Here is a 16,528-nt window from a genome sequence, read left to right as displayed (position 1 = left end):
GGATCCACGAGATCCACCGCTTCCGCCTCCGCAACCGAATCGATAGGACGTACATGACCCAGGACCTCGCGCCCTCCGTCCGCCCGGCCGCCGCCGCCCCGTCCGAGGCCGTATCCGAGGGATGGTGGCGCAGCGCCGTCATCTACCAGGTGTACGTGCGCTCGTTCGCCGACAGCGACGGCGACGGCATCGGCGACCTGCGCGGGATCCGCGACCGCCTGCCGTACCTGGCCGAGCTGGGCGTGGACGCGGTGTGGCTCACGCCGTTCTACGCCTCGCCGCAGGCGGACGGCGGCTACGACGTCGCGGACTACCGGGCCGTGGACCCGCTGTTCGGGGACCTGTCCGACGCGGACGACCTGGTGCGGGAGGCGCACCGGCTGGGCCTGCGGGTGATCGTCGACATCGTGCCCAACCACACCTCCGACCAGCACGCCTGGTTCCGGGCGGCCCTCGCGGAGAGAGAGGGCGGTCCGGCCCGGGAGCGCTACCACTTCCGGCCGGGCCGCGGCGCGTCCGGGGAACTTCCGCCGAACGACTGGGAGTCGGTCTTCGGCGGCCCGGCGTGGACGCGCACGGCGCGCCCGGACGGCACGCCCGGCGAGTGGTACCTGCACCTGTTCGCTCCGGAGCAGCCCGACCTCAACTGGGAGAACCGGGAGGTGCGCGAGGAGTTCGAGTCCGTGCTGCGGTTCTGGCTGGACCTGGGCGTGGACGGCTTCCGCATCGACGTCGCGCACGGCATGGTCAAGGCGCCGGGGCTTCCGGACATCGGGCTGAGCGAGCAGGCGAAGCTGATCGGGGCCCAGGTGCTGCCGTTCTTCGACCAGGACGGGGTGCACGAGATCCACCGCGCCTGGCGGAAGCTGCTGGACTCCTACCCGGGCGAGCGGATCGGCGTGGCGGAGGCGTGGGCGCCCACCTCGGAGCGGCTCGCGCTGTACGTGCGCCCGGACGAGCTGCACCAGGCGTTCAACTTCCAGTTCCTGACCTGCGACTGGGGCGCCGGCGCGATGCGCGCGGTGATCGACGACTCGCTGGCGGCGACCCGCTCGGTGGGCGCGCCCACGACCTGGGTTCTCTCCAACCACGACGTGGTGCGGCACACCACGCGCTACGGCGGCGGCGAGCGGGGACTCGCGCGGGCGCGGGCGGCGGCGCTGCTGATGCTGGCCCTGCCGGGCTCGGCGTACGTCTACCAGGGCGAGGAGCTGGGCCTGCCGGAGGTCGTGGACCTGCCGGACGAGGTGCGCCAGGACCCGGCGTTCTTCCGCGGCGACGGGCAGGACGGCACGCGCGACGGCTGCCGGGTGCCGATCCCGTGGTCGGGCGGGGACGCCCCGTACGGCTTCGGGCCGGGCGGCAGCTGGCTGCCGCAGCCGGAGCAGTGGGCGGAACTGTCGGTGGCGGCGCAGTCCGGCGACCCGCGCTCGACGCTGGAGCTCTACCGCTCGGCGCTCGCCCTGCGCCACGAGCTGCCGGGGCTGGGCGACGGGGAGATGACGTGGCTGGAGGCGCCCGAGGGCGTGCTGGCCTTCGCCCGGCCGGGCCTGGTGTGCACGCTGAACACGCGCGAGGAGGAAGTGGCGATGCCGGTGCCCGGCCGCCCGGTGCTGGCCACGGCCGCCCTGGAATTCACCGGTGGTACGGTCCGTATCCCCTCTGATTCATGTGTTTGGTGGGCAGTCTGAAATGCGACCGGTAAGGTCCAGTCCCGTGACCGCACGGCTGGCCGACATCGCGGCCCAAGCGGGTGTCAGCGAAGCGACCGTCAGCCGGGTACTCAACGGGAAGCCGGGGGTCGCCGCCTCCACCCGCGAGTCCGTGCTGGCCGCGCTCGACGTCCTGGGCTACGAGCGCCCCGTGCGGCTGCGGCAGCGCAGCGCGGGCCTGGTCGGGCTGATCACGCCCGAGCTGGACAACCCCATATTCCCGGCCTTCGCCCAGGTGATAGGCCAGGCCCTGACGCGCCAGGGCTACACCCCGGTGCTGGCCACGCAGACGCCCGGCGGCTCCACGGAGGACGAGCTCACGGAGATGCTCGTCGACCGCGGGGTCTCCGGCATCATCTTCGTCTCCGGGTTGCACGCCGACACCTCGGCGGACATGCAGCGCTACGAGCGGCTGCGGGCCCAGGGCGTGCCGTTCGTGCTGATCAACGGCTTCTCGTCGAAGGTGCGGGCGCCGTTCGTCTCGCCGGACGACCGGGCCGCGGTGCGGCTGGCCGTCACCCATCTGGCCGCACTGGGGCACCGGCGGATCGGCCTGGCGCTGGGTCCGCGGCGGTACGTGCCGGTGCAGCGCAAGATCGAGGGGTTCCTGCGCAGCATGCGCGAGGAGCTGGGCATGGCGGAGGCCGAGGCCGAGCAGCTGGTGCAGCACTCGCTGTTCACGCTGGAGGGCGGTCAGGCGGCGGCAGCGGCGCTCATCGAGCGCGGCTGCACGGCCGTGGTGTGCGCGAGCGACATGATGGCGCTGGGCGTGATCCGGGCGGCCCGTCAGCACGGTCTGGAGGTCCCGCGCGACGTGTCGGTCGTGGGCTTCGACGACTCGCCGCTCATCGCCTTCACGGACCCGCCGCTGACGACGATCCGGCAGCCGGTGCAGTCGATGGGGCAGGCCGCGGTGCGCGCGCTGCTGGAGGAGATCGGCGGCACCCCGGCGCCGCACAGCGAGTTCGTCTTCCTCCCCGAACTGGTGGTTCGGGGTTCAACCGCATCGGTCCCGGAAACCCGGCCGAAAGCGGGCGAAGACCAGACTTGGGGATGATCTGCCGCAGGCCGGTTTCTGGCAGACTGTTTCCCTATGGGTGAAGCGACGGCAAGGACACTGGAAGGCCGGACGGCCGCCCCGCCACCCACCGAGGAGCGAGCGGACCGGCCGCCGGCGGATGGTGCCACTCAGCAGCGGACCGGCCTGCGGAGGCTTCGTGCTCCGCGCAGGCCGCGTCTGTGGTTCGAGGTGCTGCTGATCGCGGTGAGTTACTGGACGTACTCCCTGGTGCGCAACGCCGTTCCCGAGCAGCGGGCGGCCGCCCTCCGCAACGCGGACTGGATATGGCGGGCCGAGCACACGCTGCAGATCGCCGTGGAGAATTCGATCAACCACGCGGTGAATTCGGTGACGTGGCTGATCGTGGGCATGAACTACTACTACGCCACCTTGCACTTCGTGCTGACGATCGGCGTGCTGGTGTGGCTCTACCGATGGCATCCGGGCCGATATTCGGCCGCCCGGCTGGCCCTCTTCGCCACCACGGCCGTGGCGTTGCTCGGCTATTACCTCTTCCCCCTGGCCCCGCCCCGGCTGATGCTGGGCGAGAGCTTCGTCGACACCGTCGTGGTGCACCACACCTGGGGCTCCATGGCCTCCGGCAACCTGGCCGACATGTCCAACCAGTACGCGGCGATGCCGTCGATGCACATCGGCTGGTCCACCTGGTGCGGCGTCATCATCGCGATGGTGGCGCGCCCGGTGTGGGCGAAGGTCCTCGGCCTGCTGTATCCGCTCGCCACGCTGGTGGTCATCGTGGCGACGGCCAACCACTTCTGGCTCGACGCGGTGGGGGGCCTGCTCTGCCTCTCGTTCGGCTTCGCCGTCTCCTTCGCGTGGTTCGGTGCGACGCCCGGCCGGCTCGAGCGGCGCGTGGCCTAGCCTCGCCGGGGGCCCGGGCCGCAAAGCCCCGGGCCGCGGTTCACGCCCCGTAGAACAGCTCGTCCACGACGGCGCGGGCGCGCCGCGTCGTCCGCCGGTATTCGTCGAGCATGTCCCCCACGTGGCCCGGCTCGTAGCCGAGGTAGCGGCCCACGGCCGCGAGCTCCCGGGGCTCCGTGGGGAAGGTGTCCCCGGACCGGCCGCGCACGAGCATGACCGCGTTGCGCACGCTCGTCGCGAGAACCCACGCATCATCCAGGATGGCAGCCGCCTCCGTGCTCAGCAGCTCGGCGGCGCAGGCCGCGGCGAGCGCCTTGCGGGTGCGGGTCGTGCGCAGCCCGGGCTCGGCCCAGGCGTGCCGCAGCTGCAGCAGCTGGACGGTCCACTCCACGTCCGACAGGCCGCCGCGCCCGAGCTTGGTGTGCGTCGTGGGGTCCGCGCCACGCGGCAGGCGCTCGCGCTCCATGCGGGCCTTGAGCCGCCGGATCTCGCGCACGGCGTCCTCGCCGAGGCCCTCGGCGGGGTAGCGCAGCGGGTCGATCAGGTCGATGAACCGCTGCCCCAGCCCGGCGTCGCCCGCGACCGGCCTGGCGCGCAGCAGCGCCTGGCTCTCCCACACCAGCGACCAGCGCCGGTAGTAGGCGGCGTACGAGGCGAGGCTGCGCACGATGGGGCCCGACTTGCCCTCGGGCCGCAGGTCCGCGTCGATGTGCAGGGGCGGATCGGTCGTGGGAAGTTGGAGGAGGCGGCGCATCTCCCCCGCGACGGCGGCGGCCGCCTTGGCCGCCTCCTCGTCGGGGACGCCCTCGCGGGGCTCGTGCACGAAGAGCACGTCGGCGTCCGAGCCGTAGCCCTGCTCGTGGCCGCCGAAGCGGCCCATGCCGATGACGGCGAAGCGCGTGGGCAGGGTGTCGCCCCACTCGGCGCGCACGGCGGCGCGCAGGGCGCCCGCGACGGCGGCGGCGTTGAGGTCGGAGACGGCGTCGCCGACGGTGTCGACGCGGACGTGGGGGTCGCGCTCGCCGTTGGGCGTGCCCGCGCCCTGGGAGCCGTTGCGCTGCCCGTAGGCCCCGATGATGTCCGCGGCGGCGGTGCGGAACAGCTCGCGGCGGCGGACCCCGCGGACGGCGACGATCGCGGCCTCGGCGTCCCCGGAGCGGTTGACGGCGGCCAGCGTCTCCTGTTCGAGGGCCTCCCGGCCGCGCGGGCGCAGGCCCTCGGGGTCGCCGAGCAGGGCCACGGCCTCGGGGGCGCGCAGCAGCAGGTCGGGGGCGAGGCGGCCGGCGGAGAGCACGCGGGCGAGGTTCTCGGCGGCGGCGCCCTCGTCGCGCAGCAGCCGCAGGTACCAGGGGGTGCGGCCGAGGGCGTCGGAGACCTTGTGGAAGTTGAGCAGGCCGGCGTCGGGGTCGGCGGAGTCGGCGAACCAGCCGAGCAGGACGGGCAGCAGGGTGCGCTGGATGGCGGCCTTGCGGGACACGCCCGAGGCGAGCGCCTCCAGGTGGCGCAGGGCGGCGGCGGGGTCTGCGTAGCCGAGGGCCTGCAGGCGGTTGCCCGCCTCCTTGGCGCTGAGCCGGATCTCGCCGGGCTCCAGCTGGGCGACGGCGTCCAGCAGCGGCCGGTAGAAGAGCTTCTCGTGCAGCCGGCGCACCTCGCGCGCGTGCCGCTTCCACTCGCGGCCGAGGCCGTCGACCGGCTCCGTGCCCGGCGGCCACTGCAGCACGCGGGCGAGGGAGCGGCCGAGGCGGCGCTGGTCGGCCTCGGCCTCCGGCATCAGGTGCGTGCGGCGCAGGCGGTGGAGCTGGATGTGGTGCTCCATCGTGCGCAGGAAGCGGTAGGCGGCGTCGAACGCGGCGGCGTCGGAGCGGCCCACGTAGCCGCCCGCGGCCAGGGCGGTCAGGGCGTCGAGGGTGCCGGGGGCGCGCAGCGTGGCGTCGCCGCGGCCGTGGACGAGCTGCAGCAGCTGCACGGCGAACTCGACGTCGCGCAGGCCGCCCGGGCCCAGCTTGAGCTCGCGGTCGACCTGGCCGGCGGGGATGGAGGCGATGACGCGGCGGCGCATCTGCTGCACGTCGGGCACGAAGTTCTCGCGCTCGGCGGCCTGCCACACCAGGGGGGCGACGGCGTCCGCGTAGGCCTGCCCCAGGGCGAGGTCGCCGGCGACCGGGCGGGCCTTGAGCAGGGCCTGGAACTCCCAGGTCTTGGCCCAGCGTTGGTAGTAGGCGAGGTGGCTGGAGAGGGTGCGCACGAGGGGGCCGTTGCGGCCCTCGGGCCGCAGGTTGGCGTCCACGGGCCAGATGGTGCCCTCGGGCGTGACGTCGGAGCAGACGCGCATCATCCGGGAGGCCAGCCGCGTGGCGGCCTGCAGGGCGGGGCCCTCGGCCGTCCCCTCCTTCGCCTCCGCCACGAAGACGACGTCCACGTCCGAGACGTAATTGAGCTCCCCGCCGCCGCACTTGCCCATGCCGATGACCGCGAGCCGGCAGGCCGCGGCGTCCCCGGGCCGCTCCTCGGCGGCGATGCCGAGCGCGGCGCGCAGGGTGGCGGTGGCCAGGTCGGCGAGCTCGGCGGAGGTCTGGGCCACGTCGGTGGTGCCGCACACGTCCCGCGCGGCGATGGTCAGCAGGCAGCGGCGGTAGGCGGCGCGCAGGGCGTCCGCGGCGTCCAGCCCCGTCTCCCGGCCGACGCGCGCGCCGCCGGCCAGCGCCTTCTCGAACTCGGGGATGCCCGGGTTGAGATCGGCCGCCTCGTAGGTGACGAGCGCGTGCCAGTCGCCGGGGTGGCGGGCGAGGTGGTCGCCGAGGGCCTCGGAGGCGCCGAGGACCCCGAGCAGCCGGTCGCGCAGCGGTTTGGCGGTGACGAGCGTGTCCATCAGGGCCTGCCGGTCGCCGCCCTCCCTGGCGTCGAGCGCCTCCGCGATCCGCACGAGGCCGTGCAGCGCGAGGTCGGGATCGGCGGTGGCGCCGAGGGCGTCGAGCAGGACGGGGTCGGTGCGTCTCGCCGCGAGCGCCGGAGCCTCCAGCCGCCGCTCCGCGGCCGCCGGATCGGTGAAGCCGTACTTCAGCAGCCGGGTGTACGAGCTGCTGCGACGCCCTTCAGGCAGTGTCATCGGCACCTCTCGCTCGCGCGCTGCGGCCATGATAGCCGCGGGACCTCACGGCCCCGCGGCCCCGGCTCCCGCCTACAGCACCGGCAGCATCTTGCGCAGCTCGAACGCCGTGACCTCCGAGCGGTACTCCTCCCACTCCTGCTTCTTGTTGCGCAGGAACTGATCTCCCGGACTGCCTGCCTCGATCGATTCGCTGGAACACCGCTCTGACCAGCCTGAATGCCGTCGTTGGTCGTCGTCGTTGGTCGTCCTTGGTCACCTTCGCACGGCCCACAGGCGGCCCGGGACGGACCCTGGGCAGAGTGCTCGGCGTTAGCCTGCTGCCCCGCTAACGTTAGCGCCCCCGCTAGCGGCACAAAGGGCAACTGATCAGCATGTTAGCGGTTAGCGGCACCCGCGGCAGATGGACAGAATCTGGCCTGTGAGGGGTGCGGGAGCCCTGGGGGCCGCGCGCCAGGGCGAGCCTGGACGCTGACGAACCGCGCGGCGAACGCGCGGCAGCGCGTGGCAGGAGACAGAAGGCGCGCGGCAGCGCGCGGATGCCGCGCGGATGCCGCGCGGCTGGAGGATGGCACCGCGCGGCACAACTGCTGATCACCCAGAGCCGCAACTCACAGTGACGGACACCGGGCGTGTAGGGCACATGTTCTTTCTGTCGGGCTTACGGCGTAGGCATCTCGCACACGATCGCGTTTGCGCTGGTAAGCCGGTTCCGGGCGGGTGGATCGGTATGCGACAGATGTCGGGCACCGGGTGTGAGAAGGCCAGCTGTCAGAGGATGGCGGAGTCGAGCCTCACTGCCGGCGCTGTGAGCGAGGCGGTCGCCGACTGCCGGGCGGCCGGTAGCGTGAGCCCCGACTTCGCAGAGGCAGAAGGGCTGATGGAGGGGTTCACGGTGTGGCTGGCGCGGCACGTGATGGATCAGGACGTCGTCGGTGAGGTCGCCAGGGGGGCGGCAGCCGATCCGAACTGGCCCGAGGGCCCGAACCGGCTGGAGACTTTCACCGATCACCTGGAAAGCCGCGGTGCTTCTGAGACGGAGCTCCAGAGCCTTATGGACGCCTGGATTCGCTATGCCTCCCACTGAGGCCCTCGAACCGCGGCTGGCCAGTGAGGTGCTGACCGGATGCCGACGTCCCGATCCAGAGTGACGCAACTTCCAGTTTCTGCCGTGAAGTTGGATGGCCCCGCCGCTGTGGAGCCTGCGCAGGTCAGTCACAATATAGCTCGAACAGTTCCGTTGACGGTGTGAGGGAAAACATGGGCTTTGCGCGGCTTCGTGCAGGAGTTGTTGTGTCGGCAATCGTGGTGACCGGAACGATGGCGGTGCCTCCGGCGACTGCCGCCTCGCAGCCGCCGAACTGTAGACCCGGGCTCCTGTGTCTCTACCGGGACTCCTACTTCCAGAGTGGTCAGCTGAACATCCTGTCGCACAACCTGGCCAACGTCGGTCCCAGCGGCTACCGGAGTTCTCTTGGCCTCTTCAACAACGTGACATCGTCCCTTTCCAACCAGACCAACATGCGGGTCTGCCTGTACAGCGGGCAGAACCGGACGGGCAACGTCATGGCTGTCGGACCGTACGAGAACTGGGATCAGCTTCCGTTCTGGGCCGTTGACGACATCGAGTCCGTCTTCAAGTGTGAGTGAGCAGGTAGAGGGACTACCTGATGATCTTGTGGCTCTGGCCCCGCCGAAGGCGGGGCCAGAGCTCTTTTGTGCAGGTGTGACACGGCGAAGCCGTGGCGACGGAGCCACCCCGTTGCGCCCGCAGGTCGTGAGTTTGAGAGGAAGGGGGCTGGTCAGCCTGTGCGGTAGGTCTGTGACGACACACCGCCGACAGACTGCCCGGCTCTGCTGTTCAGCGGGATCGGTGAGGGGCGCTGTTCAGCTGGGTCATCAACTCCCGGTTGGTGGTCCGGGCAGCTCGGAGGTCACCTACAGCGGCATCACGCTCACCAGTGGCGCCCGCATTGAAGAAAGTCGCGTCTCAACGCGTCTCACGGGCTACGGAAACTCTCTGAGACGCGATGAGACGCGACCCAGCCCATTGCAGCTCCCACACGGCGAACTGCCTCTGTGCGCGGGATGCGGTGAGCCGTTCGAGGCGATCGAGCCCGGCCAGACCACCCACCCCCTATGCAGCCCGGTCGGCGAAGGGATCCCGCGATGAGCAGCGCCCTGCCCGACCGGTACCTCACCCCCGAGGACATCGCCGCCCTCTTCGATGTGCCCCTGGAGACCGTCTACCAGTGGCGCCGCAAGCGCATCGGCCCTCCCGGGTTCCGCGTCGGCAAGCACCTGCGGTACGACCCCGCCGACGTCCAGCGCTGGACCGCCGAACGCAAGGCCGCCCACTCGGCAGCCTGACCCGCTAGGCCTAGCAGCCGCCCCTGCTAGGCCTAGCACCTCCGCTAGCACCCCACACCACAGCTGATCTGCGATCTAGCACCTAGCGGCCTGGCGGCCGGCACCCCCGCAGACCGCCCCAGGGGGCCTCTCCGCCCTCGTGCCGGGGCGCTAGGCACCCTCCTCACTAAGAGCTACCGAGTACTGGGTAGTGGGGCGCGCCCCACTACCCAGTAACTCCCCCTCAACCCGCACCACCAGCTGCCGACCGGCAACTTTCCCCAGTACCCCACTACCCACTACCCAGTACCCACTAGCTGCACCAGCTACAGAACGTAGCCAGCAACACCCTGCGGCAGCCGGGACGTGACGACGAACCCCGTCGGGACACGCCCCGGCCGCTGCGCCCCGAACCACGCAGCGAACTACCCGATCACGCGAAAGCGAGGCAGTTCGCCCATGGCAGGCCACGTCCAAGACCGCTGGTACAAGACCGAACCCGGACCCGACGGAAAGCCCACCCGAGTGAAGACCGACCGCCACGGCACTGGCAAGCGCTACCGCGCCCGCTACGTCGGTCCCGACGGCACGGAGCAGAGCCAGTCCTTCCCCGACGGACAGAAGCGCCGCGCAGAGAAGTGGCTCACCAAGATTGAGAACGACATGGACAGCGGCCGGTACGTCGATCCGAAGGCAGCCAGGACCACCTTCCGTCAGTACACCGAGAAGTGGATATCCGCGCAGACCACAGACATGACGACGCGTGAATCCGTGGATGTGCAGCTTCGGCGCCACGCCATTCCCTACCTGGGCTCACGCCCGCTCGGCTCGTTCAGGCCCGAACACATCAGGGACTGGCTCAGCGAACTGGAGCGTGCTGTACCCGCGTCTTCCTACCGCCGCGTCATCTTCGCCAGTGTTTCCGCGGTGTTCACCGCGGCCGTGGAGGATGACTACCTGCACAGGAACCCGTGCAAGGCAAGCACGGTGAAAGCGCCGGGGCCGAACAGACGCCAGGTCGTACCGTGGCCGGCCGCCCGGACGTTCGCCGTGCGGGCCGCTCTCCCTGAGCCGTACCAAGCAATGGTGGATCTCGGGGGTGGTTGCGGACTTCGGCAAGGTGAGATCTTCGGCCTCCCGGATGGTGATCTCGACACCGGATGGCTGCATGTCGCGATTCAAGTAAAAGTCGCAGGCGGAAGGCTCGTCTTCGCGCCGCCCAAGCGCGATAAGGAGCGAGACGTACCGCTCCCCGACCGTGTAGCGCATGTGCTCAAGCAGCACAGGAAGGCGCACCCGCCAGTGAAAGTCACGTTGCCCTGGCAGCGGCCGGACGGCCCGTTGGTGACCAAGCGGTTGTTGTTCACGCGCCCTGATGGTGAAGGCGCGATTCGACGGACCGACTTCAACACGCGGATCTGGAAGCCTGCGCTTGTGGAAGCCGGGGTCATCCCGGAGCCCAAGCCAGGAGAGCGGTTCCTCGCTGCTCGTGAACACGGCATGCACGCGCTGAGGCACTTCTACGCGTCCGTGCTCCTCGATGCCGGCGAGAACATCAAGGCGCTCAGCACCTACCTGGGCCACACGGATCCCGGCTTCACGCTACGGGTGTACACGCATCTCCTCCCCAGCAGCGAGGGGCGTACCCGGAAGGCCGTGGACAGCCTCTACGAGAGCCTCAGTTCGAGGCCTCACGGCCCACAGACGGCCCAGGAAGGCTGAGCGAGACATAGGGGCCCGCAGAGATCGACTGCAGGCCCCTATGTCGCAGGGCTGTGAAAGCCTGCTGACCTGGGCTTACAGCACCGGCAGCATCTTGCGCAGCTCGAACGCGGTGACCTCCGAGCGGTACTCCTCCCACTCCTGCTTCTTGTTGCGCAGGAAGAAGTCGAAGACGTGCTCGCCGAGGGTCTCGGCCACCAGTTCGCTGCGCTCCATCAGCTCGATGGCCTCGCCGAGGTTCTGCGGCAGGGGCTCGATGCCCATGGCGCGGCGCTCGGAGTCCGACAGCGCCCACACGTCGTCGTCGGCGCCGGCCGGGAGCTCGTAGCCCTCCTCGATGCCCTTCAGGCCCGCGGCCAGCAGGACCGCGTAGGTCAGGTAGGGGTTGGCGCCGGAGTCGATGGAGCGGACCTCCACGCGCGTCGACCCGGTCTTGCCGGGCTTGTACATGGGGACGCGGATGAGCGCGGAGCGGTTGTTGTGGCCCCAGCAGATGTACGAGGGGGCCTCGCCGCCGGCGCCCGCGGTGCGCTTCGAGCCACCCCAGATGCGCTTGTAGGAGTTGACCCACTGGTTGGTGACGGCGGAGGTCTCCGCGGCGTGCCGGAGCAGGCCGGCGATGAAGGACCGGCCGACCTTGGAGAGCTGGTACTCGGCGCCGGACTCGTAGAAGGCGTTGCGGTCGCCCTCGAAGAGGGAGAGGTGGGTGTGCATGCCCGAGCCGGGGTACTCGGAGAACGGCTTGGGCATGAACGTGGCCTGCACGCCCTGCTCCAGCGCGACCTGCTTCATCACGAGCCGGAAGGTCATGATGTTGTCGGCGGTGGAGAGCGCGTCGGCGTAGCGCAGGTCGATCTCCTGCTGGCCGGGGGCGCCCTCGTGGTGGCTGAACTCGACCGAGATGCCCATCGATTCGAGCATGGTGATCGCCTGGCGGCGGAAGTCCATGCCCACGTTCTGCGGGGTGTGGTCGAAGTAGCCGGAGGAGTCGGCGGGCACCGGGCGGGTGCCGTCCACCGGCTTGTCCTTGAGCAGGAAGAACTCGATCTCGGGGTGGGTGTAGAAGGTGAAGCCGAGGTCGGAGGTCTTGGCGAGGATGCGCTTGAGGACGTAGCGCGGGTCCGCGTAGGAGGGCGAGCCGTCGGGCATGAGGATGTCGCAGAACATCCGGGCGGTGCCGGGGGCCTCGGCGCGCCAGGGCAGGATCTGGAAGGTGCCCGGATCCGGCTTGGCGATCATGTCGGACTCGTAGACGCGGGCGAAGCCCTCGATCGCGGAGCCGTCGAAGCCGATGCCCTCGTCGAAGGCCTGCTCCAGCTCGGCGGGGGCGACGGCCACGGACTTCAGATAGCCGAGCACGTCGGTGAACCACAGCCGCACGAAGCGGATGTCGCGCTCTTCCAGAGTGCGGAGCACGAACTCCTGCTGCTTATCCATAGCTACCCATCCTCGCTGGTCAGGCCGCCCCTTCCCAAGCCGCGGGGCACGTCGGGGGGCATAGAGCATCCCACCACATGATGTCGGGCGCGTTGCATGCGTGAGTCCGAACGCGAAGTCCGGGTGCCCGGGATGCCCCCACCCCCCATAGTGCCTGCTCACCCGCCGGTGCCGCACGGCCGGGCCGCCCGTCAGGCCACGGCCGGCCCGCGCTCCGAGAGCCGCATCAGCAGCCGCCGGGGGTACTGCACCGTGGCCAGGGGCCGCGGACGGGTGTCCGTGCCGGGCGCGAAGTCCATCCGCCAGCGGTGGCAGAGGGTGGCCAGGGTGAGCGTCGCCTCGGTCATGGCGTAGACGTCGCCGACGCACTTGCGGGCGCCGGTGCCGAAGATCGCGAAGCCTTCGCGGGGCGGCCGCCCGGGCTGGTCCGCGGCCCAGCGGGCGGGGCGGAACTCCGCCGGGCACCGGTGCACGGCGGGGCTGTGGTGGACGACCGGCGGGCTGACGACCATCGTGGTCCCGGGCGGCAACCGCCGGCCGGCCAGCTCCACCGGGGCCGTCGTGACGCGGGTGAACAGCCAGGCGGGCGGGTAGAGGCGCAGCGATTCGGTGACGACCTGCCCGGTGCGGGGCAGGTGCGGGAGGTCGGCGGGCGTCACGGGCCGGCCGCCGAGGACGGCGTCGAGTTCGGCGTGCAGCTCCCGGGCGGCCTGCGGGTGCCGGGCCAGGGCGTACAGCGACCAGGTCAGGGCCGCGGCCACGGTCTCCGAACCGCCGAAGACCATCGTCGTCACCTGGTCGTGGATCTCGGCGTCGGTCAGTCCCCCGCCGCCGTCCTCCTCCCGGGCGGCGATCAGGGTGGACAGCAGGTCGCCGTGGTCCCGCCCGCCGCGCCGGTACGCGGTGACGAGGCGGTCCACCGTGGCGTGCAGGTCGGCGAGGGCCCGCGCGTAGCGCCGGTTCGCGGGCAGGGGCAGGCGCTGCACCGGCCCGGGCACGAACATCCGCCGGAAGAGCCCGCCGAGCGCGACGCGGAAGGATTCCTGGAGGCGGGCCGCGTCCTCCTCGGCCAGATGGGCCGAGAAGAGGGTGCGGGTGACGGTGCGCAGGGCGAGCCCGAACATGGCGGGGAAGACGTCGACGACCCGGCCGCCGGACCAGGACGCGGACAGCCGGGCGGCCTCCTCCGCCATCACCTCCGCGTAGCCCTCCAGGCGGGTGCGGTGGAACGACGGCTGGACCAGCCGCCGCTGGCGGCGGTGGTCCCGGTGCTCGCAGCTGCCCAGGCCGTTGCCGACGACGTCCCGGAACCGGGTGAAGAACGCCCCTCCCTTGTCGAACGTCCGGTCGTCGAAGAGCACCTGCCGCAGGAGGTCGGGATGGCAGGGGACGTAGGCCGGGACGGAGCCCAGGCGGATCTCCACCAGGTCGCCGTGCGCGGGCAGGGAACGGAGGAAGTCGAGGGGCCTGCGCATCAGCGGCCAGGCATGGCCGACGAGCGGCAGGGCCCCGGGGGCGATTCCGGACACATACGTGGCGGGCATGGCGGTCCCTCAATCGGCGGTGCACCGAACGCGCCACGAGGTTTTCCACCGCGATGGGGCCCAAAACCCCGGCTTTCTCCGGTTTGACGGCTCCTGAACGCCTGGGGTGGGGCGGGTGGACGCGGGATGGAGGGGCCGGTTCCGTACGCTCGGCCCCCCGGCAGCGGCGGGTCAGGAACCGTCCGGCTGCCGGAAGCGGGTCGGCGGGGTCGCCAGGATCGCCGTCGCCACCGACTGCGGGCGGTCGTACATCAGCAGGTGGCCCGCGGGGGCCACCGCCTCGAAGCGGCCGTCGAGGCGCTCGGCGAGCGCCCGCTGCCGCTCCAGCCAGCGGCGTTCCAGCCAGGAGCCGGTGCCCGGGGAGGCCGCGAGGACGCTCACGGGCACGGGCGGCATGGGCCGGCTCTCGCGCAGGGCGTCCAGCTCGGCGGCCACGTCGCGGTAGCGGGCGTTCTCCATCAGCAGGGCGCGCACCACCCGCCCGGTGCCGTACGTGCGCCGCACCAGGTCGGCCGGGGCGGGGTCCTGGCGGTTGACGGAGGAGACGCGGACGGTGAGCCGGCGCAGGGAGGGGCCGAGCGCCCGCGGCAGCCCCGCGGCGGCGACGACCATGCCCCGGGCGTGCGCGGCGGTGGTGCGCAGCTCGCGGGCAGGGGCGGGGCGGGCGTCCTCCTCGACGCTGCCGTCGACCAGCACGATGCCGGCCGTGCGCTGCGGGTGCAGCCGGGCGAACGCCTCGGCGTGGAAGCCGGCCAGGGAGTGGCCGACGACCGTCGCGGGCTCGCGCAGGCCCAGCGCGTCGAGGACGCCGGCTATCCGGTCGGCCTCGCCCGCGGCGGTGGGCGGTTCCACGGGCGGGGCGCTGAAGCCGAGGCCGGGCCGGTCGAAGCGGACGACGGTGCGGTGCGGGGTGAGGAGCGGCACGACGGGCTCCCAGTCGAACCAGCCCATGCCGAGCCCGGCGCTGAGCACGCACACCGGCCCCGTGCCCTCGCGCACCACGTGCAGCGGCACCCCGCCGACCCGCAGCATGCGTCCCGGCGGCCGGGCCGCCTCGCGCCCGGTCGTCCGCGGCCGCACCGTGCCGTTCACGCCGCTGCCGCCGTTCGCGCTGTTCATGGGCTCCCCCTCGTCGCTCTCCGACAAGCTAACGGACGAGGCTCTCCCGGTGCTCCGGTGCCACCCAGTGGGGTTTGCGGAACTTCAGGAACGCCAGCGGCGCGAGGAACCCGAGCACGAGCAGTCCGCCGCCGACGGTGAGCAGGTAGCGCCACAGCGGCCCGCCGCCGAACTGCTCGGGCGGCACGAAGCCGATGCACATGGCGGCGAGGGAGGCCGCGAAGCCGACGCCCGCGACGAGGTGCAGGGCGGGCACCCGGAAGCCGCGCGGCCGGTCCGGCTGGGTGGCCCGCAGGCGCACGGCGGCGGCGAACATCAGCAGGTAGACGACGAGGTAGATCTGCGTGGTGATCACGGAGAAGATCCAGTACGCGCTGGAGACGTCCGGGACGAACGCGTAGAGGAGCGCGATGACGGTGGTCAGCCCGCCCTGGGCGACCATGATGTTGCGCTGGACGCCGTTCTTGTTGAGCTTCTGCAGCACGGGCGGCAGGTAGCCCTCCTGCCGGGCGACCATCAGCAGCCCCTTGGACGGCCCGGCCAGCCACGCGAGCATGCCGCCGAGCGCCGCCGCGACGAGCAGCACGCCGACGACCTTGGTCAGCCAGCCCACGTGGAAGTGGTCGAAGAAGCCCTGGAAGGCCTGCATCACTCCGGCGGTGAGGCTCAGGTCCTCGCCGGGCATCACCCAGCTGATGGCCAGGGCGGGCAGGATGAAGATCAGCAGGACGAGGCCGGTGGCCGCGAACACCGAGCGCGGGAACTGCCGGCCGGGCTCGCGCAGCGAGGAGACGTGGACGCCGTTCATCTCCATGCCCGCGTACGACAGGAAGTTGCCCACGATCAGCACGAGGCTGGCCAGGCCGGTCCACGGCGGCAGGAGGTGGCCGCTGTCCATGGGCGCGGCGGAGGCGTTGCCCTGGCCGAGGAAGACCAGGCCGAGGACGACGAGGACGACGCCCGGGATCAGGGTGCCGATGACGAGGCCCATGCTGGAGAGCCCGGCCACGGCCTTCGTGCCGCGGGAGGAGATCAGCACGCCGGCCCAGTAGACGACGACGATCACGATGGCGACGTAGACGCCGTTGTCGGCGAGCCGCGGGTCGACGACGTACGCGAAGGTGCTCGCCACGTAGGCCAGCAGGCTCGGGTAGTAGGCGATCGTCATCGCGAACTGGCACCACACGGCCAGGAAGCCCAGCGGCTTGGAGAGCCCCTCGCTGACCCAGCGGTGGATGCCGCCGGTCCAGCCCGAGGCCAGCTCGGCGGAGACCAGGGCGGTCGGCAGCAGGAAGACCACGGCCGGGAGGAGGTAGAGGAAGACGGCGGCGAGCCCGTAGAGCGCCATGGACGGCGAGGGCCGCAGGTTGGCGACGGAGGCGGTGGTCATCATCGCGAGGGTCACCCACGAGATGAACTGCGGCTGCGGGGCCGCCGGCGGTGCGGGGACGGCGGCGACGGGACGGTCGTCCCTCACCTGTTCCGTGATGGTCATGGGAGGGGGAGCGTCCTTCAAGCCGTACGTCAATCGTTTTCGCCCCATAATCCCATTTCCACGGCCATGGAACGGGCATACCCCGAGGGGGTAGGGTGCGAG

Annotated in this window: 12 protein-coding genes and 1 pseudogene; 7 read left to right on the top strand and 6 right to left on the bottom strand. The window is 71.5% G+C overall.

Annotation, left to right across the window (positions count from 1 at the left end; all coding sequences use genetic code 11):
- Nucleotides 1-53: 53 nt before the first annotated feature.
- From ACFPP6_RS05085 to ACFPP6_RS05075, 3 genes are read left to right on the top strand one after another with little or no spacing between them, the layout of a single operon-like run.
- On the top strand, nucleotides 54-1,691 hold the full coding sequence (locus tag ACFPP6_RS05085; protein ID WP_382037598.1) for a glycoside hydrolase family 13 protein: 1,638 nt from the start codon (nucleotides 54-56) through the stop codon (nucleotides 1,689-1,691).
- Nucleotides 1,692-1,716: 25 nt separating this feature from the next.
- Nucleotides 1,717-2,769 (top strand): LacI family DNA-binding transcriptional regulator, encoded by a 1,053-nt coding sequence (locus ACFPP6_RS05080; RefSeq protein WP_382037596.1) that lies wholly within the window; start codon nucleotides 1,717-1,719, stop codon nucleotides 2,767-2,769.
- Nucleotides 2,770-2,805: 36 nt separating this feature from the next.
- Nucleotides 2,806-3,654 carry a phosphatase PAP2 family protein gene (locus ACFPP6_RS05075; protein ID WP_382037594.1) on the top strand — a complete coding sequence of 283 codons (849 nt, stop codon included), beginning with the start codon at nucleotides 2,806-2,808 and terminating at the stop codon, nucleotides 3,652-3,654.
- Between the two features lie 40 nt (nucleotides 3,655-3,694).
- On the opposite strand, the gene ACFPP6_RS05070 is transcribed toward ACFPP6_RS05075, so the two are convergent.
- On the bottom strand, nucleotides 3,695-6,760 hold the full coding sequence (locus ACFPP6_RS05070) for a bifunctional [glutamine synthetase] adenylyltransferase/[glutamine synthetase]-adenylyl-L-tyrosine phosphorylase (protein ID WP_382037592.1): 3,066 nt from the start codon (nucleotides 6,758-6,760) through the stop codon (nucleotides 3,695-3,697).
- Between the two features lie 72 nt (nucleotides 6,761-6,832).
- Nucleotides 6,833-6,925 (bottom strand): annotated as a pseudogene (locus ACFPP6_RS05065) (glutamine synthetase); the annotation flags it as partial.
- A 643-nt stretch (nucleotides 6,926-7,568) separates the two neighbouring features.
- On the opposite strand from ACFPP6_RS05065, the gene ACFPP6_RS05060 reads away from it, so the two are divergent.
- From ACFPP6_RS05060 to ACFPP6_RS05045, 4 genes are all read left to right on the top strand, one after another.
- Complete coding sequence (locus ACFPP6_RS05060; protein WP_382037591.1) at nucleotides 7,569-7,847, top strand: YozE family protein; 279 nt, start codon at nucleotides 7,569-7,571, stop codon at nucleotides 7,845-7,847.
- 206 nt (nucleotides 7,848-8,053) lie between these two features.
- The gene (locus tag ACFPP6_RS05055) at nucleotides 8,054-8,410 is read left to right on the top strand and encodes a peptidase inhibitor family I36 protein (RefSeq protein WP_382037590.1); all 357 of its coding nucleotides are present in this window, start codon (nucleotides 8,054-8,056) and stop codon (nucleotides 8,408-8,410) included.
- A gap of 489 nt (nucleotides 8,411-8,899) precedes the next feature.
- Entirely contained in the window at nucleotides 8,900-9,130 is a 231-nt protein-coding gene (locus tag ACFPP6_RS05050) for a helix-turn-helix domain-containing protein (protein WP_382037589.1), read from the top strand.
- A 438-nt stretch (nucleotides 9,131-9,568) separates the two neighbouring features.
- Complete coding sequence (locus ACFPP6_RS05045) at nucleotides 9,569-10,831, top strand: tyrosine-type recombinase/integrase (RefSeq protein ID WP_382037587.1); 1,263 nt, start codon at nucleotides 9,569-9,571, stop codon at nucleotides 10,829-10,831.
- A gap of 75 nt (nucleotides 10,832-10,906) precedes the next feature.
- Here ACFPP6_RS05045 and glnA read toward each other — a convergent pair whose 3' ends face one another.
- The 4 genes from glnA to ACFPP6_RS05025 all read right to left on the bottom strand — a co-directional run bounded on the left by glnA (nucleotide 10,907) and on the right by ACFPP6_RS05025 (nucleotide 16,426).
- Nucleotides 10,907-12,268 carry a type I glutamate--ammonia ligase gene (glnA, locus tag ACFPP6_RS05040; RefSeq protein ID WP_168092976.1) on the bottom strand — a complete coding sequence of 454 codons (1,362 nt, stop codon included), beginning with the start codon at nucleotides 12,266-12,268 and terminating at the stop codon, nucleotides 10,907-10,909.
- A 191-nt stretch (nucleotides 12,269-12,459) separates the two neighbouring features.
- Nucleotides 12,460-13,812, bottom strand: a complete 1,353-nt coding sequence (locus ACFPP6_RS05035; protein ID WP_382037584.1) for a cytochrome P450 — start codon at nucleotides 13,810-13,812, stop codon at nucleotides 12,460-12,462.
- 171 nt (nucleotides 13,813-13,983) lie between these two features.
- Nucleotides 13,984-14,844: an alpha/beta fold hydrolase gene (locus ACFPP6_RS05030; RefSeq protein WP_382037729.1), complete on the bottom strand. Its 861-nt coding sequence runs from the start codon at nucleotides 14,842-14,844 to the stop codon at nucleotides 13,984-13,986.
- A gap of 115 nt (nucleotides 14,845-14,959) precedes the next feature.
- Nucleotides 14,960-16,426 (bottom strand): glutamate/gamma-aminobutyrate antiporter GadC, encoded by a 1,467-nt coding sequence (locus ACFPP6_RS05025; protein WP_382037583.1) that lies wholly within the window; start codon nucleotides 16,424-16,426, stop codon nucleotides 14,960-14,962.
- Between the last annotated feature and the right edge of the window lie 102 nt (nucleotides 16,427-16,528).

Origin of the sequence: Streptomyces aureoversilis, assembly GCF_042657885.1 — a bacterium.
GTDB classification, from domain to species: domain Bacteria; phylum Actinomycetota; class Actinomycetes; order Streptomycetales; family Streptomycetaceae; genus Streptomyces; species Streptomyces aureoversilis.
This window is presented reverse-complemented; position numbering and strand designations above follow the sequence as displayed.